Here is a 22,139-nt window from a genome sequence, read left to right as displayed (position 1 = left end):
GGGTTCCAGCCAGGCCTCAGCCCGGAAGCGTCAGCAGGCCCGCCTTCCCGTCGGCGCAGCCGAAGAGCAGCCGGCTGCCGCGCCCGTCCCAGGCCAGGGCCGTCACGGCACTGCCCGGGACGGCCGGCCGGACCAGCAGCTCGGACGCATCGGTGAATCGCACCAGGAGGATGCAGCCATCCTCGTAACCCATGGCCAGGACCGGCGCCTTCGGGTGGAATGCGACGCGCGACACCCGGGCCGGCCGAACCCCGCATTCCCGGGGGGCCTTTCCGGTGGGTCCCTCCTTCGAGTCGAAGGGCCAGACGATCGCCGCCTCGGCGCCGCTGGTGGCGAGCCAATGCCCGTCCGACGACCACGACATCGAGCGCACCTTCCCGGGATAGCCCGACATTCGCATGTGGCCGCGATCCGGCTGCAGCCGCCAGCCATGAAGGGCGTTCTCCTGCATCGTGGAGACCACAAAGCGGCCATCCGGCGACCAAGTGACGTCGATATGCGAGCCCTTCCAGCTGATCACCTCGGCGGGGGTCTCGAGATTCGGATACCAGAGGCTGACCCCGTTGTAGTGGGCGACGCCGAGCCGGTAGCCCTTGGGCGCGAAGACGAGGCCGCGGGCGGTGGAGGGCGCCTGGAAGCTGCGCTCGCGTCCCTTGGCGTCCCGGGCCACCACGGCGCGGCCGGCCGACCACGCCACCGCGCCGTCCGGATGGAGCGCGAGGGCATCGATCCAGGCGCCGTCCTTGGCGAGGCCGAGCTGCTCCATGGTCGCGTCGGCCCGGATCTCGACGACCCGACCGTCGTCGCCGCCGGTGAGCAGGCGGTCACCCCCGCCGGCCGCCACCAGGATGCCGCTGTCCGGATGAGCCGCGAGGCGGGTCAGGTCCTGGTCCCGGACGAGCGCTACCGTTCCATCGCCGAGCGCGAGCACCGGAAGCGCCTTCAGGAAATGCGCCGCGACCACGTGGGCGCCAGGCTCGACCGCGGCGACGTGGCTGGTGAGGGAGGGGTTGCTGACGGGGCTGCTCATGAGAGTGGATCCTTCGTGGCCGACGGGCCGGCGCGCAAGACCAGGATCGCCGTTACGAGCGCGAGCCCACCCGAGATCGCCGCCGGTGCAATCAGGGCGTAGAGGGCGAAGACCCCGTAGGCATGCGCGCCGAGATACGCGCCGAACAGCAGGGACAGCCAGACCATGGCGTCGCCGGTCCAGCCCAGCGGATCGCCGGTCCGGGTCAGGGCCTGGGCGATCTTCTGTCCCAGGCTGAACAGCGCGCCGGTGACGAAGGTCGTGCCGGCGCGAAAGCCCTTCACCTGCGCCAGCACTGCGTTCTGCGAACCCATAGCCACGGCGACGAAGAAGGCTGCGAGGCCCAGTTCGGGTGATTCGAGGCCCAGCCCGAGGCCACCGAGGATCAGCAGCGACTCGTAGGCGAGCACGGCGGGTGTGGTCCACCGGGGCGGCACCAGGATCGCGAGTCCGCTGCCCAGGATCGACCCCGTGAGGAAGGCGAACAGCAACGTCGCGGGCAGCACCATGCGATGCAGTTCGACCTCCGCGCCGAAGACCGCCAGCTGGGTGGTGTTGCCGCTCATGAACGAGGTGTAGAGGCCGCCGAGGCGCACGAAGCCCAACGCGTCGACGTAGCCGGCGAGGCCCGTGAGGAGCAGGCCGATGCCGAGCTGCCAGGTCCGGCTCACGATCCCGTTTCCCGTTCGAATTTCGGTAACCGTCCGTTAACCATTCGAACCACTTCGTTCAGCAGCGCCGGGGTGCGGTTAACGCGCCGCTCACCAAACCGGAGCAATTCGATGCAAACACGGTGAACGCCGCGTCGGAGGGGCCCGTTGCCCCTGCGATCCGGTCCGGGGACACCGTGCCCCGCCGGGTGAGTGGGAGTTGCGTCATGGTTCCGTTCGCCGCCGCTTTCGTCTGCCCGTCCTTGCCCATCCTGGACCCGGCCGCCGCCACGATCCTCGTGGTCGAGGACGAGCCGACCGTCTGCGAGCTGGCCGCCGAGGCGCTCCTCGATGAGGGTTTTCGGGTGCTCACCGCCGCAGATGCCCGGGAGGCCGAAGCGATCCTGGCGCGGGAGAACGTGGACCTGCTCTTCACCGATATCGATCTTGCCCGCAACACGAACGGGCTCGCGTTGGCGCGCTGGGCGCGGCGGCTCTGCCCCGACCTGCCGGTGGTCTACACGTCCGGTGGGCGCACCTGTCTGCCGGCCGGCGAGGCCGTCCCGGGCTCGGTCTTCGTGCCGAAGCCCTACCGTCCCAGCCAACTCGTGGCGCTCACGCACGACGTCCTGCGCACCGCGCTCCTTCACGCCTGACCAGGATCTTCGAGGACCTACGCCATGGGGCGCTCCCTACCCGCAGCCAGCTTCGCCTTTGCACTTGCGGTGATAGCCTCGCCGGCACAGGCAGCCTGCGATGTGAAGGGCGCGCGGATCGAGGAGGCCATCGCCAGCAAGAACGAGTTGCGCGCGGACGCGAACGCCCAGTTGGTGCGCGACCTGCGCACCCTGCGCGACGCCGCCATCGTCCTGGAGACCTACAAGTTTCCGGGCGAGTGCGAGGTGCTGCTCGGGATCGCGAAGTCTCTGCTTGCCGACCCGAGCAGAACCATCGAGCAAGGCGGCGACACCGACGAGGATAAGGCTGAGAGCCTGATTGAGGCGCGGCAGCCCAAGGACACGACCGGCAGCCCGAAGACGAAGTGACGCCGCTGCATCGCGTGACTCGGACTGGGCACCACCACGCTGGGTTGGGACGCGCCGCGAAGGCTCTGTCTTTTATCGCTCTTCGCCGGCACTCGCCCCGATCTTGGCGCGCGCCAGAGCCCGGCCGAGCTTCGCGGCGATCTGCTCTCGCAGCACGTCGGCCATCTCGATATCGACCAGGCGCCAGCTGAGGCCGCGCAGCCGCAACCGAATGCGCGTGCGCTCGGCGCGGGGCGCCTCGGGCGGGATCGGGATCACGACGGCGCGGAAGCCGCGCATCTCCAGGGCCGCGTAATAGGGCATGAGCCGGCCGAGATTGCGGATCGCGAGACCCTCGGGCCGTGTGCCGGGGGGGCGCTCGACATCGAGCTTGTCGGGCCAGCCATTGGCGAGGAGATCAATCACCGTCTCCGGCGTCACCATCGTCTCGGAGAGCGCCAGCGCGAGCCCGTAGGCGGCCTCGTTGAGTCGCTGGCGGTCGCGGGGTTCCAGATCCGGGTCTGTCTCGGAAGCCGCGCGCATTGCCGCCGTGATCTGACGGACCAGGGAGAGGCGGAGCGTCCGGAAGTTGACGTGGCTCTCGACGTAGACGGTGTCGTGCCGGCGCACGGCCTGCGCGAGATCGTAGAGCGACCAGAGCGGGCTCATCGTGAAGGCGAGCCACGCCAGGGCGATTCCGAGCGGGACTGCGAGCCATCGCACGGAATCAGGACTCCGTCCGAGGCGTCACGACTTTGCCGCCCAATGCGCAAGGCTGGAGAAGGCGGCGACCACGCTCTCGTAGACTGGGCGCTTGAACGGCACGATCAGGTCCGGCAGCTCGGAAAAGTGCGCCCAGCGCCACGCGTCGAATTCGGGCTTGTGGGCGCCGCCGCCCGGCTGATGCACGTCGATCAGATCCTCGCTGCCCAGGAAGCCGTAGGCGAACCATTTCTGGGACTGGCCGCGATAGCGGCCCTTCCAGGCCTGCTTCATCACCGCGGGCGGAAGATCGTAGGCCAGCCAATCCGGGATCTCCGCGAGGAGCGTCAGGGCCTCCGGCGGGACATTGGTCTCCTCATAGAGTTCGCGGCGCGCGGCCGTCTCCGGATCCTCCCCGGGATCGATGCCGCCCTGCGGCATCTGCCACATGTGCGGACCCGCAACGTGTTCGGGGCCGGCATCCTTGCTGCGACGCCCTACGAAGACGCCGCCCGTCGGCGCGATCAGGGCGACACCTACGCAGGGGCGGTAGGGCAGGGCGCTGCCCGGTTCCGAATCCGTCGTCATCGGGAGGACCATAGGTCAGGCGCGAGCGACGCGGCAACGGCGTTCGGGGTTACGGCCCTCGCCGGGGCGACGGGGGCCATCGATCGACCGGGCACTCACTCTGCCGTCGAGACGCGCTTCTCGCGGGAACCGCGGAGCGCCACGCTGGCGGGAACGAGGCGAAGACCGCGAGTATCGAGATCCCTGGCCCAGCGCGCGATCCGGTCGACGCTGAGCGCCGCGCCGCTCGCCGAGACCAGCACGAATCCGGTGGTGCGTGCCCGCGCCTCAGCCTGAGCCAGGGCCGCGTCGATCGCATCGGCCCGCGGAACCGCGTCGAGGACGATCTCGGCACGGGCGACCGGCGTTCGTGACTTGTTGACCGGAGCGGAGCTGGCCTTCGGGGCCGTGCCGTCGTCCAGGAAGCCGAGGCCCCGGGCTCCGATCTCGCGAAGGATCGGCTCGAAGGCGGCATCGGCCATCAGCTTCGAGCCCATGAAATTCGCCACGCCGACATAGCCCGGGAAGCGGGTGAGCGCCCAGGCGAGGCGGTCGGCATTCTCCGGCCCTTTGAGGCTCGTGAGCAGGGTTTGCGGGCCGGGATCGCTGTCGGGATAGTCGAAGGGCTCCATCGGCAGCTGGAGGAAGATCTCGTGGCCGGCATCGCGGGCACGGGCGGCGGCGCGCTCGGCCTCGCCGCCATAGGGTAGGAAGGCGAGGCTCACGGCGGCCGGCAGGCGCGCGGTAGCGCCGGCTGTAGCGGCCTGGCCTACGCCGAGCCCGGTCACGACGATCGCGATGCGCGGGCCCGTGCCGGGTTCCTCGGAACGCGCGTAGACGTCGAGCGCGCGGATATGGCCCTCGCCGAGCTTCGGCATAACGCCGTGCCGGCCCGGCTCGCTGATGCGCGGGTCCGGCGCAGCGGCCAAGCGTGGCGCGTTCGGCGGCGGGACCCGGATCACCACAGCCTCTGTCGGGCCCGATCCCGGCGGACGCACCACCGTGACCCCCGAAGCCGTCTCGATCTCCTCGGCGCTCCGCTGAAGCTGAGCTGGCCCGGCAGGGACCATTGCGACCGGCGGCTCGGCTGCGGGCGGTGTCGGTGCAGGGGTTCGCGCGACCGGCTCGCGCAGCGTGATGGCGGCCTCGATGCGCGGTTCTCCCCCTTGTGGATCGCCAAGCACCAGCACGAGACCGGCCGACACCACGAACGCGCCCGCTATCACGCAGCCGGCGACCTTCGGCCGGCGCAGGGTCGCGACGATGCGCCCGAACCGTCCTATGGGCTGTTCCGGCACCCCTGCCTCCGGCACCCCGAGGGGCCGTGTGAGGATATCGTCGGTGGACTCGGTCAAGCGGCTCTCGATGCGCGATCGCATTGCCGGCGCCGACATGGGCGGCGCGGATCCCGGCGACCATTGCCGGCCGGTATGGTTAACGTTCCGCTAATGCCCGGTTTGGAAAGGAAAATCCCGCCCGGCAGGGCTGCCGGGCGGGATCGGTCTCATGCTTCGCGGTCCGTGCGGATCAGTTCGGCAGGCTCGGCTTCTGCTGCTGCGCCGCCGGCGTGCCGTTGGCCGCGCCCTTCTGGATGCCGTGGAGGAAGTCCACGGCCGCGATCAGCTGCTTGTCCTTGGCCGGATCCGGCGGGACGTAGGCGGACGAGCCGCCACGCTCGTCGGTGTCCTTCTGCTTCAGGTGCCCCTTCAGCCCGGCCTCGCCCTTGGTCTCGTCCTTGCCCTTCAGCTCGTCGGGCACGTCCTGCGTCACCTCGACGTCGGGCTCGATGCCCTTGGCCTGGATCGAACGCCCCGAGGGCGTGTAGTAGCGCGCCGTGGTCAGTCGCAGGGCGCCGGAGCCGCCGAGCGGGATGATCGACTGCACCGAGCCCTTGCCGAAGGAGCGGGTGCCCATGATGGTCGCGCGCTTGTGATCCTGCAGGGCACCGGCGACGATCTCGGACGCGGAGGCCGAGCCGCCGTTGACCAGCACCACCACTGGCTTGCCCTTGGTCAGGTCGCCGGCCTTGGCCGAGAAGCGCTGGGTCTCGTCCGGGTTGCGGCCGCGGGTGGAGACGATCTCGCCGCGGTCGAGGAAGGCATCCGACACCATCACGGCCTGGTCGAGAAGGCCGCCGGGGTTGTTGCGCAGGTCGATGACGTAGCCCTTGATCTTGTCGGCACCGATATCGCTCGACAGCTTGTCGATGGCCGCGCGCATGCCGTCGAAGGTCTGCTCGTTGAACTGGGTCAGGCGAATGTAGGCGACGTCGCCGCCCTCGACCTTCGAGCGCACCGGCTTGATCTTGATCACGTCACGGGTGAGCGTGACGTCGATCGGATCCTTCGACTCCTTGCGGGAGATCTTGAGCTTCACGCTCGAATTCACCGGCCCGCGCATCTTGTCGACCGCTTGGTTCAGGGTGAGGCCCTGGACCTGATCGTCGTCGATCTGCGTGATGATGTCGTTGGCGAGCAGGCCGGCCTTGGCGGCCGGCGTGTCGTCGATCGGCGTGACGACCTTGATCAGGCCGTCCTCCATCGTGACCTCGATGCCCAGGCCACCGAACTCGCCGCGGGTGGTGGTCTGCATGTCACGGAACGCCTTGGCGTCCATGTAGCTCGAATGCGGGTCCAGCGAGGAGAGCATGCCGTTCACGGCCGCCTCGATCATCTTCGACTCGTCCGGCTTCTCGACATAGTCGGTGCGGACCTTCTCGAAGACGTCGCCGAACAGGCTCAGCTGGCGATAGGTCTCGGCCGAGGCGGCCACGGCCCGAGGACCCGACAGGAAGTCGGTCTGGGTGGCCACCATGGAAGTGCCGGCGCCCAGGAGCGCGCCGAGCATGATCAGGGAAGTCTTGCGCATCAGCCGCGAACCTTCTCGCCAAGTACCGTATTGTTCGGGCTTCTCGCCCACCACGGCTCCGGATCGATGGAGCCGCCGTCCTTCTTGAACTCGACGTACAGGGTCGGATCGCCTTCGGCCCCAGGCGGACCCGCGCCCTTATCGCCCATGCTGCCGACCGGTTCGCCTGCAAGTACGAACTGGCCGACCTCGACGCTGATCTGATCCATCCCCGCGAGCAGAAGATAGTAGCCGTCGCCCGCGTTGATGATCAAGAGTTGCCCGTAGGACCGGAAGGGTCCCGCGAACTGCACCCATCCGTCCGCCGGGGAGGAGACCACCGCCTTCGGACGCGTCGTGAATGACACGCCGCGGGTGGTTCCGCCATTGCCGTCGGGCTGGTTGAAGCCGCGCGCGAGCCGGCCGCTGACCGGCCGCGGCACTTCGCCCCGCGCGTCGGCAAAATGCACTTTCGGTGCCAGCCGGGCGGGATCGCGGAAGCCGGCCGCGGCAAAGCGCTCCTGCATCACCCGCGCTTCGCGCTCCGCCGCCGCCTTCGCCTCGTCGACGGACCGCTTGGCCGCGGCGACTTCGGCCTCGGTCCGGTCCAGGAGGTCCTTGAGATTCTTGGCCTGGGCGCCGAGCTCGGCCGCACGTTTCCGCTCGGCGACGAGGCCACTCTCCACCTCGGCCTGCCGGGCCCGGCGGGCCGCGACCAGGGCCTGGAGCCTCTGCTGCTCGCGCGCCCAGCCGGCGAGGTCGTTGGTCAGGCCCTCCTTGTCCTGCGCGATCAAGCCACGCAGACGGATCATCTCCGCGAGGTCGGCGGCGAGGGTGTCGACCTCTCCGCGCAGCTCCGGCACCACCGCCCCGAGCAGCATCGAGGTGCGGATCGCCGCGAGCACGTCCTCAGGGCTCACCAGCACCGCCGGCGGCGGACGCCGGCCCATCCGCTGGAGGGCTGCCAGGATCTCGGCGACCACGCCGCGGCGGGCCTGGAGCGAGTGGCGGATCGCGGCCTCACTCTCGCTCATCGCCTTCAGGCGCTCCTCCAGGCGACTCAGCCGCTCCTCGGTGGCCTGCGCTTGGCGCCCGGCGTCGAGGAGTGCCGCGTCCAGCTTTGCGCGGTCGGACCCGATCGCGGCGATCTCGGATTCGAACTGCGCGCGCTGGCCGGCGCTGGCGGCCAGCGCGTCCTGCACTCGCTTCAGGTTCTCAGCCCGGCGCTCGCGCTCCTCGTTCGCGCGCTGGATCGCCTCGGCATCCGAGGGCGAGGGAGGCTCCGCCCGCACCGGTGCGGCACAGGCGAGGGCCAGCATCGCGAGGACGGGCAGCGCCCGCCGCGCGCTCACTCCGGCTCGCGACCTGGACACGATCGTCCCCCTCTCGCCGATCGACACGGCGGCTCAGCCCGCCTCGCCCCGATGATACGGATGCCCGGCCAGGATTGTTAGGCTGCGGTAGATCTGTTCGAGGGCCAGCACGCGCACGAGTCCGTGGGGCAGGGTAGCAGCCCCGAACGACAGGATCAGCTCAGCCTTCGTCCGAATTGAGGCGTCCAGCCCATCCGGACCGCCAATCACGACCATGAGCGCCGGTCGTGCGACGTCCCGCCACGCGGCCACCCGCTGGGCAAGCGCTTCGCTGCCGATATCGGCGCGGCCACGCTCGTCAAAGGCGACCAGCACACCTGCCGGCGGCAGGAGAGCAAGCAGAGCCGCCGCTTCTTCCGCGCACCGATCCGCCGCACGGCGCGCCCGCGATTCCGGAATCTCGACGCTGTCGCAGGCCGGGAAGCCCAGGCTGCGACCGAGTTGTGCGGCGCGGTCGCGATATCGTGACGCAAGTTCGCGCTCAGGTCCGGCCTTGAGCCGTCCGACCGCTGCCAGGAGCAGGCGCAAGCAGGCGCTCGGCCTAGCCGACCGCCAAGCCGACGGGGCGATCGGCGCCCCACATCTTCTCGAGATTGTAGAAGCCGCGCACCTCTGGGCGGAAGATATGCACCAGCACATCCCCAGCGTCGATCAACACCCAGTCACAGGCGGGCAGGCCCTCGACCCGGGCATTGCCGAAGCCGCGGTTCTTCATCTCCTGGATGATCTTGTCGGCGATCGAGCCGACATGACGCTGTGACCGACCAGAGGTGATGATCATCGTGTCGGCGAGCGACGTCTTGCCGGCGAGGTCGATGGCAATTGTCTCCTCGGCTTTCATCTCGTCGAGACATCCGAGCGCGAGGGCTTTCAGATCGTCCGAGCGCGCCTGGCCGGTTTCGTCCAGGGCTGGGACTGGGGTGCGGATCGTCTCCGTGCGAATGGTCTCGGGCAGAGTCCTGGTTCCTCGTGATGCCGCGCGGCAGCGTTAGGCCTCGCGCGATGTGACGAAATTGGCGTTATCGGGGCTCGATTGCAACTCCGCCGGCATCGGCCGACCGGCGCTCCCCCGTATCGCATTGCGGATCTGCGTCGACGACAGGTGTGAGCGGGGACCGTGGAGGAAGGTCCAGGCCGGCGGCGAGCGCAGCGCGAGTGTGGACGCCGCCCTTTCCGGGATCCGGGCGCCCGCGAGGCGGCGTGCAGCCCGGGCGCTGAGCGGGGTCATGGTATAGCCGGGCCGGTCGACGACGGCGATCGGCACGAGCCGTGCGATCGCCGCATAACCTTTCCAGCGATGGAAGGTGCTCAGTGAATCGGCGCCCATGATCCAGACGAAATGCACGCCGGGGCAACGGCGCGTGAGGTGGCGCAGCGTCTGCACCGTGAAGCGCACCCCGAGCGCCGCCTCGATGCCGGTGACGGCGATGCGGGGGTGGTGGGCGATCCGGCGCGCCTGGGCGCAGCGCACTTCGACGGGCGGCAACGCGCTCCGGCTTTTGAGCGGATTCCCCGGGCTCACGAGCCACCAGACCCGGTCCAGCCCGAGCCGCCGCAACGCCATCAAGGTGACGTGACGGTGGCCGGGATGGGCGGGGTTGAAGGATCCGCCGTAGAGGCCGATCCGCATGCCGGGGGCGCTCGGCGGCAGGATCAGCCGCACGCCCGACCCTGTGCTGATCTCACGGACGGATCTGGCCGGTGCCGTGGACGCGATACTTGAACGTCGTCAGTTGCTCGACGCCCACCGGACCCCGCGCGTGCATACGGCCCGTGGCGATCCCGATCTCGGCCCCGAAGCCGAACTCGCCGCCATCAGCGAACTGGGTCGAGGCATTGTGGGTCACGATCGCGGAATCGACCTCTGCGAGGAAGCGCGTCGCCTCCACGTCGTCCTCGGTGATAATGGCGTCGGTATGATGCGAGCCGTAGGTCTCGATATGCTCGATCGCCGCGTCGATCCCGTCGACCACCCGGACGGCGATGACCGCATCGAGATACTCAGTGTGCCAGTCCTCCTCGGAGGCTGCTGTCACCCTCGGATCGACGGCCTGAGTTTCGGTGTCGCCGCGGACGGCGCAGCCGGCATCGAGCAGCGCATGAACGAGGGGAGCGAGGTGGGTCGACGCGCAGGCGCGGTCCACCAGCAGGGTCTCGGCGGCACCGCAGACGCTGGTCCGACGCATCTTGCTGTTGAGCAGCACGGTGCGGGCCATGTCGAGGTTCGCCCCGGCGGCGACGTAGACATGGTTGATCCCGTCGAGATGGGCGAAGACCGGCACCCGCGCCTCCGCCTGGACGCGCTCGACGAGGCCGCGCCCGCCGCGGGGTACGATCACGTCGACGCAGCCGTCGAGGCCGGCGAGCATCAGCCCCACGGCGGCGCGGTCGCGCGTCGGCACAAGCTGAATCGCGTCCTCGGGCAGGCCGGCCTCGGCAAGGCCCTGGCTCATCGCCCGGGCAATCGCCATGGCGGTGCGGTGGCTGTCGGATCCGGCGCGCAGGATCGCGGCGTTGCCGGCCTTGAGGCAGAGCGCTCCGGCATCCGCCGTGACATTCGGCCGGCTCTCGAAGATCACGCCGACCACGCCGAGCGGCACCGCGATACGCTCGATCAGCAGGCCGTTCGGCCGTTCGATCGCGGCGAGCTGGCGCCCCACCGGATCGGCCAGCGAACCGACCTTATCCACCGCGTCCGCCATGGCAGCGAGGCGGCCGGGATCGAGAGTGAGCCGGTCGATCAGCGCGGCGCTCTGGCCGGCGTTCCGGGCGGCCGCGACGTCGCGCGCGTTCTCGACTAAAATCTCATCGCGGCTGGCTCGAAGGCGCTCGGCGATCAGCTTGAGGGCGATGTCCTTGGTCCGGGCCGAGGCAAGCGCCATCCGCCGGGCCGCGGCCCGGGCGCGCCGGCCAATCGCTGCCATCTGCTCCGGGAGGGCATCGGCCTCGGCGAAGTCGGATCTCAGGTTCAGGACGGGCACGCTGGCGTTCTCGATTCTCGATGGCCGCTCACTCGGCCCGACAGGGGTAGGGCTGTATTTGCATATGAGCCGCCGCACCGACAAGCGTGCCGGACGTCGGACCGTAACGATGATCGGCGGCCGCAGAATTGAGGATCACCGGATGGGCCTTGGCTTTATCTAGAATAGTGCCAAGTCATCGCGATGCACCATCCACGCGCGGCCCGGATAGTTGAGCAGCTCGGGAATACGCGCGCTCGGATGGCCGATGATCAGGGCGGCTTCGGCGCTGTCATAGGCGACGAGGCCGCGGCCGAGCGCCCGTCCCTCGACATCGCAGATCACCACCGCGTCGCCGCGGGAGAAGCTGCCCTCGATTCCCCGCACGCCGACCGGGAGCAGGCTGGCTCCGCCGCGCAGAGCCTTCAGGGCTCCGGAATCGATCGTCAGGGTACCGCGAGGTTCAAGGGATCCTGCGATCCAGGTCTTGCGTGCGGCAGTCGGCGTGGACCCCGAAAGGAACCATGTGCAGCGCGCACCCTCCCGTACCGCTTTCAGCGGATTCTTGGCGCGCCCGTCGGCGATGACGAGATGGGTCCCCCCGGCAACGGCGATCTTGGCCGCCTCGACCTTGGTGCGCATGCCGCCCCGCGACAGCTCCGAGGCCGGGCCACCGGCCATCGCCTCGATCTCCGGGGTGATGCGGTCGACGACCGCCAAGTGGCGCGCGTCCGGAGCGCTTTTCGGCGGCGCGGTGTAGAGCCCGTCGATGTCCGAGAACAGGACCAGCACGTCGGCGTCGATCATGGTGGCGACCCGCGCGGCGAGCCGGTCGTTGTCGCCGTAACGGATCTCGGAGGTGGCCACCGTGTCATTCTCATTGACGACCGGCACGGCGCGCATTTCGAGCAGCTTCAGCACGGTTGCCCGGGCATTGAGGTAGCGGCGCCGCTCCTCCGTGTCCTGGGGCGTCACCAGGATCTGCCCGGCGACGATGCCGTGATGACCCAGTGCCTCGGCCCAGTGGCGCGCGAGCGTGATTTGCCCGACCGACGCGGCTCCCTGGCTCTCCTCCAGCCGCAGGGCACCCGGAGGCAGCCCGAGCACCGTCCGGCCCAGGGCGATGCTGCCCGACGACACGACCAGGACGTCGACGCCCCGGCCATGCAACTCGGCGATGTCCTCGGCCAGAGCGGCGAGCCAGGCATGCCGCAGGCGGCCGGCGCCGCGGTCGACCAAGAGCGCAGAGCCGACCTTGATGACGACGCGACGGAACTCTTCGAGGGCAAGGATCATGGTTTCAGAGAACAAGGACGCACGGACGCGGTTTGGACGAAGACTGCGCGGTTGAACAGCCGAAAGGCAACCGTGGAATGGTGGTCGCCCCTGCATCCGCGATCCCGCTTGGCACCATGCGGCCAGGCTGCTGAAACGTTGGCGCTGCGGTTGTCATCCCTCACGACCTCGTGAGTTTCTTGCATGCCAAATGTCACTCTGGCGGCGCGGCAGCGACGACTGCGAACCGGACGCTGCCTCGCCGCAGCGCCTCCGTCGCTCAAATCAAAAATGCAAACAGGCACACAGACACGACGGATGCGAATCGACGCGTGTTTCTTGGGGCCGCCGCTCTTGGAGCGGGCAGCCTCGTAGTACTCTCGCAGCAGGCATCGGCCGCTGCCACCGATCGCGGCGCGCCGGGCGCAAGCGGCTTCGGCCGCAATGTGCAGCAGCTCCCGCCGAGGGCGCAGGTCGCCTACCACGACCTCCAAGGATGTCGGCGCGATGCCGGACTCTCACTTCTCGCTCGACGGGAACGTCCCGAAGATCAAGTCGGGCGGCTGGTGCCGGCTGAAACGATCGCCAGGCTGAAGCAGGGCTGATCGCCCCCGATAGAACGAGGCGTCGGAAGAGTTCGCTTCGGCCAGCCCTGCCGGCCGAACGGAGGCTTCGGCCTCTCACGGCTGCCAGGCGGCCGCCGGTTCCTTGTTCTCCGCTTCCGCACTGGCATCGATCTCGGCCTGAAGCGCCCGCAGCGCCTCCGGCACGCCCTTTCGGCTCGCCGAGGACAGGACCAGCGGCGCGCGGCCGGCCGCGCGTTTCAGCTTGGCCACCTGACTCTTGAGCGTCTCGGCATCCAAAGCATCGGCCTTGGAGAGTGCCACGATCTCGGGCTTCTCCGCGAGACCGTTGCCGTAGGCTTCGATCTCCCCGCGGACCAGCTTGTAGGTCTTGCCGGCATGCTCGCTCGTCCCGTCCACGAGATGCAGCAGTACGCGGCAGCGCTCGACATGGGCGAGGAACTTGTCGCCGAGGCCGACGCCCTCATGCGCGCCCTCGATCAGGCCCGGAATGTCGGCGAGCACGAACTCGCGCCCGTCCGAGCGCACTACGCCCAAACCGGGATGAAGCGTCGTGAAGGGGTAATCGGCAATCTTGGGCTTGGCGGCCGTGACGCTCGCCAGGAAGGTCGACTTACCCGCGTTCGGCAGCCCGACGAGGCCGGCATCGGCGATGAGCTTCAGCCGCAGCCAGATCCACATCTCCTGGCCTTCCTGGCCGGGATTGGCGTGTTTCGGGGCGCGGTTGGTGGAGGTCGTGAAGTAGGCGTTGCCGAAGCCGCCATTGCCGCCCTTGGCGAGGCGGATCTTCTGGCCGACTTCGGTCAGATCGGCGAGCAGGGTCTCGCCATCCTCGGAGAAGATCTGCGTGCCGGCCGGGACTTTCAGAACCGCGTCGGCGCCGTTGGCGCCGTGGCAGTTCGAGCCCATGCCGTGCTCGCCCTTCTTGGCCTTGAAGTGCTGCTGGTAGCGATAGTCGATCAGGGTGTTGAGCCCCTCCACGCATTCCACCCAGACATCGCCGCCCCGGCCGCCGTCGCCGCCGTTCGGGCCGCCGAACTCGATGAACTTCTCCCGCCGGAACGAGACGCAGCCGGGACCGCCGTCACCGGAGCGGACATAGACCTTGGCTTCGTCGAGGAACTTCACGGCTCGAACCCCTTGTCGGGTGCGGACCCGCGACCCGCACCATTATCCCGTCAGCGGCCGCCGGCCGTCGCCGGTTCCGCGAGGCCGCCTCAGGCGGCCTCTGTCATTGCCGGTTCCGAAACCAGCTTCTGCCACCGCTGCCGGTCGAGGCGGAAGAGATCGACCGGCAGATCCTCGCCACGGGCCGGGAACGGCCGGATGTCGGTGCCGACATGCGCGAAGCCGCACGCTTCCAGGACGCGGCGGGACGCCGGATTGATGATGCGCGCCGACGCGGCAATCTCCGCCCCGCCCGCATAGGCGAAGAAGGCGTGGCAGACGCCCGACACCGCCTCGCGCATCAGGCCGGCGCCCCAGTGCGGTTCCCCCAACCAATAGCCGAGTTCCGGCACCGAGCCGGACTCGCCCTCGATGCTGATCAGGCCGATCAAACGCGCCGGCGCGGACCGCTGCGCCAGGGCGAGGATCAGCGCGGTCCCGGCGGCGTTCGCGGACCGCGCCTGCAGCAGAAAGGTGTCTACCGCGGGGGCCGGCAACGGATGCGGCACCCGCGCCAGCATCTCGGCGACGGACGGCGTCCCGGCCAGCTTCAGGATCGCGTCCCGGTCCTTGGCGGTAGGCCAGCGCAGCCACAGCCTCTGTGTCTCGATCCGGAAGACGTCATCACGGGTCAGATCGGGGAACATCGTGCCCTCGTTGGGCGGCGTTCCCGGCTCCGGGGCACCGCCTCAAGACGACGAAGGGGAGGATGGCGTCCCATCCTCCCCGGTGTTCCGTCCGATCCGGCCTGTCAGGGGCTCGGCAACGACGTCTCCGGTCCGGTGTGGGACACCGGGCGGGACGCCAGCTTCGCCTCTCGGGCGCCCGCCTCTTATTCCGCGGCCTCGGCCAGCGGGGTTACGGCTACGAAGGCGCGCCCGCGGCGCGTCTCGAAGCGGACATGGCCCGGTACCAGCGCGAAGAGCGTGTGGTCCTTGCCCATGCCGACATTGGCGCCGGGATGCCATTTGGTGCCGCGTTGACGCACGATGATGTTGCCCGGAATCACGGCTTCCGCGCCGAACTTCTTGACGCCGAGGCGCCGGCCTTCCGAGTCGCGACCGTTGCGGGACGAGCCGCCAGCCTTCTTGTGTGCCATGGGATGAACTCCGAATTCTGATCTGCTTGGATGCGGTCGCGGATCGGGGCTTCGAGACCCCTACGCGCCCTGCTTGAGCCGGCTATCAGGCCGAAATGCCGGTGATGCGCACCACCGTGTGGTCCTGCCGGTGGCCGCGGCGGCGGCGCGAGTTCTGCCGGCGACGCTTCTTGAAGGCGATCACCTTCTTGTCGCGGCCATGGCGCACGATCTCGCCCGTGACGCTGATGCCCGACAGGGTCGGAGCGCCGACCTGGGTCGCGCCCGCGCCGTCGGCGAACAGGAGGACCTCGCCGAAGGTCACGGCCTCACCGGCCTCGCCCGGCAGGGAGGCGATCGTGATGGTGTCGTTGGCGGCGACGCGGTACTGCTTACCGCCCGTCTTGATGACTGCGAACATCGTTCTCTCGTGTTCTCGAACGGCCTCCGGAGCGGCTGCCCCTGGACCGGCTTCTTGTTTGAAGTCATTGCGCGGGCGCAGCCCGAACAACGCGAAACGCGCGGACCTCCCGAGAGGCCGCGCGCCGTGGCCGGTCAGTACGGGTGGGGCGGCTCCGTGTCAATGCTCTTGGCGGATCAGCGGATCGGCGCGTCCGTTGCGAGGACGCCCTTGGCGACGCTGCCCTGCGGTCCGAATGCCGCCAGTGCCTGGGCGCACCAGGCTTCCCGTCCGTCGGCGGCGAGTTGCTGCCGGACCTGCGTGGCGCGGGTCTTCAGCTTCTCCTCCAGCATCCTCTCCTGGGCGGGGTTCACCCGTGCGGCGAGCCGCAGCGTCGTAAGCTGCCCGGCCTTCACCTGCACGCCGGGGCAGGCCTGCTCGGCGATGATCGTCGTGGCCGCCGCCTCTGCGTAATTGTCGAGCGGGGATGCCGGACTGGCCGGTGCCGGCGCCTGCGCGCGGGCCGGTGCGGCCAGGACCAGAGCCAGGATTGCGAGGACATGCCGCAACGCTCAGCCCTCCACGATGGCGCGGAGCTGCGCTGCGATGGACCAGGCGGGTTCGGGCCATCGACGGCGCGCGGCCGAGCCTCGACGGCTGCCATGCCGCACGATCGGACCGATCCGGGTCCCGCCGACGACGCGCTTGTTCATCCCTGGCGATCCTCCCCGTGCGGTGCAGTGAAGGCGGCTGCCTACACCCCCGTGGGACGTGCCGCCACCCGGTTGCGGACTCACGGAGCGGCCTTGAACTCGCCCTCGATGCGCAGGCTCACCTCGTCCCCGAGTTGCGGCAGGAAGGCGTTGATGCCGAAGTCCGAGCGCTTGATCACGGCCCGGCCGTCGAAGCCCACGGTGTAGCGCTGGTCAGCCGGATGAATGCCGGCCTGGTTGAATGTCGCATCGATGGCGAGCGGCCGGACGGCACCGCGCAGGTTCAGGTCCCCGGTGATCCGTGCAGTGGTCGGGCTGGTCTGCTCGACCTTCGTGGCGGTGAAGGCGGCGGTCGGAAACTTGGCGGTATCGAAGAAGTCCGGGGCCGCGAGATGCTCGTTCAGGCGGGTGCTGCCGGTGATCACGCCGGCAAGCGGCACACTCACGGCCAGCCGGCTCTTCTCCGGCGCCTTCGGGTCGAGCTCCAGCGTTCCGGTGAGGCCGGTGAACTGGCCATAATAGGTCGAATAGCCGAGATGCGAGATCGACCAAGTGACCTTGCCGTGATCGGAATCCAGCACGTAGGCGCCCGGCCGCACCTGGGTCGGATCCGTGCTCGGCGCGACGGGCGGGGCGGGATCGTCCGCGGCCCAGGCCGGAGCCAGGCACAGCAGCCCCATCAGGGCAAGAAGCGGCGCACGCATGGTCGTCCCCCGATTCCGGCCAAGTCAAGCCGGCGCGCCGCCGGTGATTTCATGAAGTCCGGCCCGGCTCAAGCACGTCTGGCGGAGATGGCCGCGCTTCTATAGGCAGCCCCGGAACAGGGGCAGGCGTGTCATGATCGGCAAGCTCAGGGGCGTCGTGGATTCGTTCGGCGAGGATTTCGTGATCCTCGACGTGTCGGGTGTGGGTTACATCGCGCATTGCTCGGCGCGGACGCTCCAGCGCATGCCGAAGGTCGGCGAGCCGGCGGAACTGTCGATTGAGACCCATGTCCGCGAGGACATGATCCGGCTTTACGGGTTCCGCTCCGATGCCGAGCGGGAGTGGTTCCGGCTGCTTCAGACAGTTCAGGGCGTCGGCGCACGGGTGGCGCTGGCGGTTCTGTCCGTGCTGGAGCCGGAGGCCCTGGCGACCGCCATCGCGACGGGCGACAAGGGCGCGATCAGCCGTGCGCCCGGCGTCGGACCTCGGCTCGCAGCCCGGCTGGCAGCCGAGTTGAAGGACAAGGCGCCCGCCTTCGCACCCGTGGATCCGGCCCTGGTCGCCCTGAGCGGCGCTGTGGATGAGGGCGCGGCTCCCCAGCCGGTGGCGGACGCCGTCTCGGCGCTGGTCAATCTCGGCTATCCGCAGATCCAGGCGGCGGCCGCGATCGCGGCCGCCCTCAAGACCACCGGGGAGGGCGCTGAGGCCAAGGTGCTCATCCGTTTGGGGCTGCGCGAACTCGCACGCTGATTCGCATCGGACCGACACCAAAAGATTCGAAGATGGCTGTCTCTTGACCCCGCCGGAAACCAATGCCATGTCCCGCCGCGGCCAGTAAACTATTGAAAAGTGAGCTACTTTTCAAGATTTCTAAACTGGCGGATCCGAACGGTTCGGCCCGACAGCGTCAGGACGGGCTTAGGGAAGGCGGGATTTGCGGCGCGCATGATCGTCTGTTCTTGCAATGTCATATCGGACGGCGCGGTGCGGGGCTGCCTTGCGCCCGGCCCGGGCTGCCCCCGGACTCCCGCGCAGGTCTACGAATGCCTCGGATGCAGCCCGAAATGCGGGCGGTGCGCCCGGACGATCCGGGCCATCATGCAGGCCGCGCTGGGCCAAGCGGCACCGCTGGAGGGCAGCCATGTTTGCTCGACAGCTTGCGCCAGCGCCTGCAGTTTGGTGAAATTCCAAACTGTGGACGAAGGAGTCGCGGCCTGACGCGACGGCCTCCGCCTTGAAGTCACGGTAAGGAGTACGGGGGCCATGAAGGGCGACACCAAGGTCATCGAATATCTCAATCGCGGCCTGCGCAGCGAGCTTACCGCAGTAAGCCAGTATTGGCTGCACTTCCGCATGCTGAATGACTGGGGCTATGTCGAGCTGGCCAAGTTCTGGCGAAAGGAATCGATCGAGGAGATGAACCACGCCGACCGGTTCATCGACCGGATCCTGTTCCTCGACGGGTTTCCGAACCTGCAGGAACTCGACCCGCTGCGGATCGGCCAGAACGTCCAGGAGATCCTGGAATGCGATCTCGCGGCCGAGAACGAGGCCCGCAGCCTCTATCTCGAAGCCGCGCAGTACTGCGACTCGATCAATGAGCGCGTCTCCAAGCGCCTGTTCGAGGAATTGGCCGAGGACGAGGAAGGCCACATCGACTTTCTTGAGACCCAGCTAGAGCTGATCAAGCAGATCGGCCTGCCGCTCTACGCGCAGAAGCACATCGGCGGTCTTGAGCAGATCGCGCCCGAGAAGGACTGATCGATTCGGGTTCCCGCGCTGCGGCGACGCTGAGCTGGAGCCCGGTGATAGGGCGACGAGGGGCGGAGCCGCGACGGTGTCGGCCTTTCGTGCCCGGACACGGAGACAGGAAGCGGGATGCGGCTCGTGGTGGTCGGCGCCGACGGGCGCATGGGGCGGATGCTGGTGCGCGCGGTGGCCCAGGCCGAGGGCTGCACGCTTTCCGCGGCGATCGAACGCGAGGGCTCTCCGGCCCTCGGGCAGGATGCGGGAACCCTGGCGGGCCTCTCCCCCCTCGACGTACGCGTGACCGACGATCCGCTCGCGGCCTTCGCGGCCGCAGATGGTGTGCTCGACTTCACCGCGCCCGCCGCCACCGTTCAATTCGCCGAGCTCGCCGCGCAGGCCCGCATCGTGCATGTTGTGGGCACCACCGGATTGTCGGACGACGACCTGGCGAAGCTGAAGGCGGCCTCGTACCATGCCCGGATCGTCCGTTCGGGCAACATGTCCCTCGGTATCAACCTGATGGCCGAGCTGGTGCGTCGGGTGGCCAAGGCGCTCGGCGACGAATTCGACATCGAGATCTGCGAGATGCACCACCGCATGAAGGTGGATGCACCGTCCGGCACGGCCCTGATGCTGGGCGAGGCGGCCGCCGAGGGCCGCGGCGTGGACCTGAAGGCGGTTCGCGTCTCGACCCGCGATGGGCATACCGGCGCGCGCAAGCCGGGCGATATCGGCTTCGCCACGCTTCGGGGCGGAACGGTTGTCGGCGACCACAGCGTGATCTTCGCGGGGGCGGGCGAGAGCCTGACCATCAGCCACCATGCCGCAGACCGCGGCCTGTTCGCCGCGGGCGCCGTCAAGGCGGCGCTCTGGGCGCACCCGAAGCCGCCGGGCCTCTACTCCATGGCGGACGTCCTCGGGCTGTGACCGGCTCCCGGCCCGCCATGGAGCGCCTGCTGGTCCTGGCCCGACATGGCCAGAGCGAGTGGAATCGCCAGAACCTCTTCACCGGGTGGCGCGACCCCGACATCACCGAGCGCGGCGTGGCGGAGGCCAGGGCGGCGGGCCGGGCGCTGAAGCGGGACGGCTATGCCTTCGACGTCGCCTTCACGTCGGACCTGCTCCGAGCCCAGCGCACCTGTGCGCTGATCCTCGAGGAGATGGGGCTGCCGCACATCGAGGTGATCCGGGACCGCGCGCTGAACGAGCGTGATTACGGCGACCTCTCGGGCCTCAACAAGGACGATGCCCGGGCCCGGTGGGGCGACGAGCAGGTCCGGATCTGGCGGCGCTCCTACGATGTGCGGCCGCCCGGCGGTGAGAGCCTGAAGGATACCGCCGCGCGGGTGCTTCCCTTCTACATCGAGTCGATCCTGCCGCGGGTCATGGCGGGGGAGCGGGTGCTGGTCGCGGCTCACGGCAATTCGCTCCGCACCCTGGTGATGGTGCTCGACCGCCTGGACAGCGATCGGGTCGCAGGGCTCGAAATCGCCACCGGCGTGCCGCTGGTCTACCGTCTGAACGCCGACACGACGGTCGCGTCGAAGACGGTGCTGGCGCGGGACGTCGCGGGCGCCTGAGTGCCGAGCGAGCTCGCCCCGGGGCTGATCCATTACCCGGCCTATCTTGATACGGCGTCCCGCGCGCGCCTCGCCGTCGAGGTCGCTTCCGTCCTCGACGCCGCGCCGCCCGTCACGCCGCGGATGCCGCGAACGGGCAAGCCGTTCTCCGTGCGGATGTCGAATGCGGGGCCACTCGGCTGGGTGTCGGACATCCGCGGATACCGTTATCAGCCGAAGCACCCCGAAACAGGCGAGCCGTGGCCGGCGATCCCGGTAACCGCCCTGGCGGCCTGGGATGTGTTGTCGGGGTTTCCGGCCCCGCCGCAAGCCTGCCTGATCAATCTTTACGGTCCGGGAGCCCGCATGGGGCTGCACCAAGACCGCGACGAGGACGACTTCTCCGCGCCGGTCCTGTCGCTGTCCCTCGGCGCGCCGGCGCTCTTCCGCTACGGCGGCCTGAACCGCTCCGACCCGACGCGCTCGGTGCGCCTCCTCCCCGGTGACGCCCTGGTCATCGGGGGAGCCTCGCGGCTGATCCACCACGGGATCGACCGCCTTTACCCGAGCGGCGGCCTTCTCTCGGAGGATCCGGTACCGGGCCATCTGCCTCCGGGCGGACGTTGCAACCTGACGCTGCGCTGGGTCACCGGACCGGCCGGGTGACGCGGCCGCCAGAGCCTCCCGATCTGCTGATCTGTCAGCCGCTTGACAGCGGCTGTCCGTAGTCCGACGCATCGCAGAAGGCGAAGCCCCTGAGCGCCTCGTGGAGAAACGAAATCCGATGCTGGTGCGTGACCTGTCGCTGCGTCTCGGGCGGATCCTCGTCGTCGCCACCCTGGCGATCGGGCCGGGTTCGGCGGCTTGGGCCGGGGAGCCGGTCTATCCGCCGGGCTCTCGCTTCGGCTTCGATCCGCCCTCCGACATGTCGCTGTCGCGGCGGTTCTCGGGATTCGAGCGCAAGGAGGGCGGCGCCACGGTGTCGGTGGTGGAATTGCCGCCGAACGCCTTCGCGGAACTCGTCAGCGGCTTCACTGACGCCAACCTCCTGAGTCAGGGCTTCGCGGTGGAGAAGCGCGAGGAGGTGAAGATCGGCGACAACGAGGGCATGCTCTACAGCGGCGAGCAGCCCGCAGATTCCAGTTCCTCGGCGCCCGCGATCCGGAAGTGGATCCTCGTCGTCGGCGCGCCGAGCGTCACCGGCCTGATCATCGCCCAGGCGCTTCCCGATGCCGAGACCGAAGAGACGATGCGCAAGATGGTGACTGGGGTCACCCTGCGTCCGGCTCTGACGCTGAGCCAGCAGGTCGACGCGCTGCCTTTCCGGATCACTGACCTGGCGGGCTTCCGGCCGGTTCGGGTGCTCGCGGGCAATTCCGTCCTGCTGACGCAGGGCCCCAAGGATCAGATGCAGCATCTGGAGCAGCCGATACTCGTTCTGGCTCAGGCCGTGCAGCAGCCGCCCGCCGCCGAGCAGCGGGATGGCTTCGCCCGCGCAGCGCTCGCCTCGAACCAGACCCTGAAGGACTTCGCCATCGAGCGCGCGCAGAGCTACCGCTCGAATGGCGTCGATTGGCATGAGATCGTGGCGCGCGCCGTCGATATGCCAACCAACCTGCCGGTCGTTGTCTCGCAGACCATCCGGTTCAATTCGGACGGCTACCTGCGCGCTCTCGGCGTTGTCCGCGAGGACCAGCGGGCGGGGACGCTCGCCAAGTTCCGCCAGGTCGTAGACAGCGTCCAGCTCAAGTGAGC

General features: G+C 69.1%; 28 protein-coding genes. 9 read left to right on the top strand and 19 right to left on the bottom strand.

Annotated elements, in window-relative coordinates; all coding sequences use genetic code 11:
- Window positions 1-16: 16 nt before the first annotated feature.
- Window positions 17-1,030, bottom strand: coding sequence for a WD40 repeat domain-containing protein (locus ACYCO6_RS23510; protein WP_459763815.1), 1,014 nt, complete (start codon window positions 1,028-1,030; stop codon window positions 17-19).
- Entirely contained in the window at window positions 1,027-1,701 is a 675-nt protein-coding gene (locus ACYCO6_RS23505) for a YoaK family protein (RefSeq protein ID WP_459763813.1), read from the bottom strand. Before ACYCO6_RS23505 ends, ACYCO6_RS23510 begins: the two co-directional genes overlap by 4 nt.
- A gap of 206 nt (window positions 1,702-1,907) precedes the next feature.
- Between ACYCO6_RS23505 and ACYCO6_RS23500 the strand changes: the two genes are divergently transcribed.
- Both ACYCO6_RS23500 and ACYCO6_RS23495 read left to right on the top strand, forming a co-directional pair.
- Window positions 1,908-2,336, top strand: a complete 429-nt coding sequence (locus tag ACYCO6_RS23500; RefSeq protein ID WP_459763811.1) for a response regulator — start codon at window positions 1,908-1,910, stop codon at window positions 2,334-2,336.
- A 24-nt stretch (window positions 2,337-2,360) separates the two neighbouring features.
- Window positions 2,361-2,726 (top strand): photosystem reaction center subunit H, encoded by a 366-nt coding sequence (locus ACYCO6_RS23495; RefSeq protein WP_459763809.1) that lies wholly within the window; start codon window positions 2,361-2,363, stop codon window positions 2,724-2,726.
- A 72-nt stretch (window positions 2,727-2,798) separates the two neighbouring features.
- On the opposite strand, the gene ACYCO6_RS23490 is transcribed toward ACYCO6_RS23495, so the two are convergent.
- The 17 genes from ACYCO6_RS23490 to ACYCO6_RS23410 form a co-directional block, all read right to left on the bottom strand.
- Window positions 2,799-3,428, bottom strand: a complete 630-nt coding sequence (locus ACYCO6_RS23490; protein ID WP_459763807.1) for a DUF2939 domain-containing protein — start codon at window positions 3,426-3,428, stop codon at window positions 2,799-2,801.
- 24 nt (window positions 3,429-3,452) lie between these two features.
- A complete protein-coding gene (locus tag ACYCO6_RS23485) occupies window positions 3,453-4,007 on the bottom strand; it encodes an RNA pyrophosphohydrolase (protein ID WP_459763805.1) in 555 nt (184 codons plus the stop codon).
- A gap of 83 nt (window positions 4,008-4,090) precedes the next feature.
- Window positions 4,091-5,329, bottom strand: a complete 1,239-nt coding sequence (locus tag ACYCO6_RS23480; protein ID WP_459763803.1) for a divergent polysaccharide deacetylase family protein — start codon at window positions 5,327-5,329, stop codon at window positions 4,091-4,093.
- Window positions 5,330-5,501: 172 nt separating this feature from the next.
- Window positions 5,502-6,842: a S41 family peptidase gene (locus ACYCO6_RS23475; protein ID WP_459763801.1), complete on the bottom strand. Its 1,341-nt coding sequence runs from the start codon at window positions 6,840-6,842 to the stop codon at window positions 5,502-5,504.
- Window positions 6,842-8,140: a murein hydrolase activator EnvC family protein gene (locus ACYCO6_RS23470; RefSeq protein ID WP_459773674.1), complete on the bottom strand. Its 1,299-nt coding sequence runs from the start codon at window positions 8,138-8,140 to the stop codon at window positions 6,842-6,844. Before ACYCO6_RS23470 ends, ACYCO6_RS23475 begins: the two co-directional genes overlap by 1 nt.
- Before the next feature lie 87 nt (window positions 8,141-8,227).
- Entirely contained in the window at window positions 8,228-8,722 is a 495-nt protein-coding gene (gene rlmH, locus ACYCO6_RS23465) for a 23S rRNA (pseudouridine(1915)-N(3))-methyltransferase RlmH (RefSeq protein WP_459763799.1), read from the bottom strand.
- A 13-nt stretch (window positions 8,723-8,735) separates the two neighbouring features.
- Window positions 8,736-9,068: a ribosome silencing factor gene (gene rsfS, locus ACYCO6_RS23460; protein WP_459773673.1), complete on the bottom strand. Its 333-nt coding sequence runs from the start codon at window positions 9,066-9,068 to the stop codon at window positions 8,736-8,738.
- A 114-nt stretch (window positions 9,069-9,182) separates the two neighbouring features.
- Window positions 9,183-9,857: a nicotinate-nucleotide adenylyltransferase gene (locus ACYCO6_RS23455; protein ID WP_459763797.1), complete on the bottom strand. Its 675-nt coding sequence runs from the start codon at window positions 9,855-9,857 to the stop codon at window positions 9,183-9,185.
- A gap of 19 nt (window positions 9,858-9,876) precedes the next feature.
- Complete coding sequence (locus ACYCO6_RS23450; protein ID WP_459763795.1) at window positions 9,877-11,175, bottom strand: glutamate-5-semialdehyde dehydrogenase; 1,299 nt, start codon at window positions 11,173-11,175, stop codon at window positions 9,877-9,879.
- A gap of 159 nt (window positions 11,176-11,334) precedes the next feature.
- A complete protein-coding gene (proB, locus tag ACYCO6_RS23445; RefSeq protein ID WP_459763793.1) occupies window positions 11,335-12,450 on the bottom strand; it encodes a glutamate 5-kinase in 1,116 nt (371 codons plus the stop codon).
- Window positions 12,451-13,109: 659 nt separating this feature from the next.
- Complete coding sequence (gene obgE / locus ACYCO6_RS23440) at window positions 13,110-14,141, bottom strand: GTPase ObgE (protein WP_459763791.1); 1,032 nt, start codon at window positions 14,139-14,141, stop codon at window positions 13,110-13,112.
- Window positions 14,142-14,230: 89 nt separating this feature from the next.
- Entirely contained in the window at window positions 14,231-14,827 is a 597-nt protein-coding gene (locus ACYCO6_RS23435) for a GNAT family N-acetyltransferase (RefSeq protein ID WP_459763789.1), read from the bottom strand.
- Between the two features lie 185 nt (window positions 14,828-15,012).
- Window positions 15,013-15,279 carry a 50S ribosomal protein L27 gene (gene rpmA, locus ACYCO6_RS23430; RefSeq protein ID WP_043352185.1) on the bottom strand — a complete coding sequence of 89 codons (267 nt, stop codon included), beginning with the start codon at window positions 15,277-15,279 and terminating at the stop codon, window positions 15,013-15,015.
- An 85-nt stretch (window positions 15,280-15,364) separates the two neighbouring features.
- A complete protein-coding gene (rplU, locus tag ACYCO6_RS23425; RefSeq protein WP_459763787.1) occupies window positions 15,365-15,679 on the bottom strand; it encodes a 50S ribosomal protein L21 in 315 nt (104 codons plus the stop codon).
- Between the two features lie 176 nt (window positions 15,680-15,855).
- A complete protein-coding gene (locus ACYCO6_RS23420) occupies window positions 15,856-16,227 on the bottom strand; it encodes a hypothetical protein (protein WP_459763785.1) in 372 nt (123 codons plus the stop codon).
- A gap of 3 nt (window positions 16,228-16,230) precedes the next feature.
- A complete protein-coding gene (locus ACYCO6_RS23415) occupies window positions 16,231-16,371 on the bottom strand; it encodes a hypothetical protein (protein WP_459763783.1) in 141 nt (46 codons plus the stop codon).
- A gap of 80 nt (window positions 16,372-16,451) precedes the next feature.
- Window positions 16,452-17,075 (bottom strand): YceI family protein, encoded by a 624-nt coding sequence (locus ACYCO6_RS23410; RefSeq protein WP_459763781.1) that lies wholly within the window; start codon window positions 17,073-17,075, stop codon window positions 16,452-16,454.
- Between the two features lie 133 nt (window positions 17,076-17,208).
- Between ACYCO6_RS23410 and ruvA the strand changes: the two genes are divergently transcribed.
- The 7 genes from ruvA to ACYCO6_RS23375 all read left to right on the top strand — a co-directional run bounded on the left by ruvA (window position 17,209) and on the right by ACYCO6_RS23375 (window position 22,137).
- Window positions 17,209-17,826, top strand: coding sequence for a Holliday junction branch migration protein RuvA (gene ruvA, locus ACYCO6_RS23405; RefSeq protein WP_459763779.1), 618 nt, complete (start codon window positions 17,209-17,211; stop codon window positions 17,824-17,826).
- Between the two features lie 195 nt (window positions 17,827-18,021).
- Window positions 18,022-18,294 (top strand): (2Fe-2S)-binding protein, encoded by a 273-nt coding sequence (locus ACYCO6_RS23400; protein WP_459763777.1) that lies wholly within the window; start codon window positions 18,022-18,024, stop codon window positions 18,292-18,294.
- Window positions 18,295-18,339: 45 nt separating this feature from the next.
- Window positions 18,340-18,837 carry a bacterioferritin gene (gene bfr / locus ACYCO6_RS23395; RefSeq protein WP_459763775.1) on the top strand — a complete coding sequence of 166 codons (498 nt, stop codon included), beginning with the start codon at window positions 18,340-18,342 and terminating at the stop codon, window positions 18,835-18,837.
- 117 nt (window positions 18,838-18,954) lie between these two features.
- Entirely contained in the window at window positions 18,955-19,752 is a 798-nt protein-coding gene (gene dapB / locus ACYCO6_RS23390) for a 4-hydroxy-tetrahydrodipicolinate reductase (RefSeq protein WP_459763773.1), read from the top strand.
- Window positions 19,753-19,769: 17 nt separating this feature from the next.
- Complete coding sequence (locus ACYCO6_RS23385) at window positions 19,770-20,405, top strand: 2,3-bisphosphoglycerate-dependent phosphoglycerate mutase (RefSeq protein ID WP_459773672.1); 636 nt, start codon at window positions 19,770-19,772, stop codon at window positions 20,403-20,405.
- Window positions 20,406-21,050, top strand: a complete 645-nt coding sequence (locus tag ACYCO6_RS23380) for an alpha-ketoglutarate-dependent dioxygenase AlkB (protein WP_459763771.1) — start codon at window positions 20,406-20,408, stop codon at window positions 21,048-21,050.
- A gap of 118 nt (window positions 21,051-21,168) precedes the next feature.
- On the top strand, window positions 21,169-22,137 hold the full coding sequence (locus tag ACYCO6_RS23375) for a hypothetical protein (RefSeq protein WP_459763769.1): 969 nt from the start codon (window positions 21,169-21,171) through the stop codon (window positions 22,135-22,137).
- Window positions 22,138-22,139: the final 2 nt, after the last annotated feature.

This window comes from Methylobacterium sp. CM6257, assembly GCF_054611515.1.
This window is presented reverse-complemented; position numbering and strand designations above follow the sequence as displayed.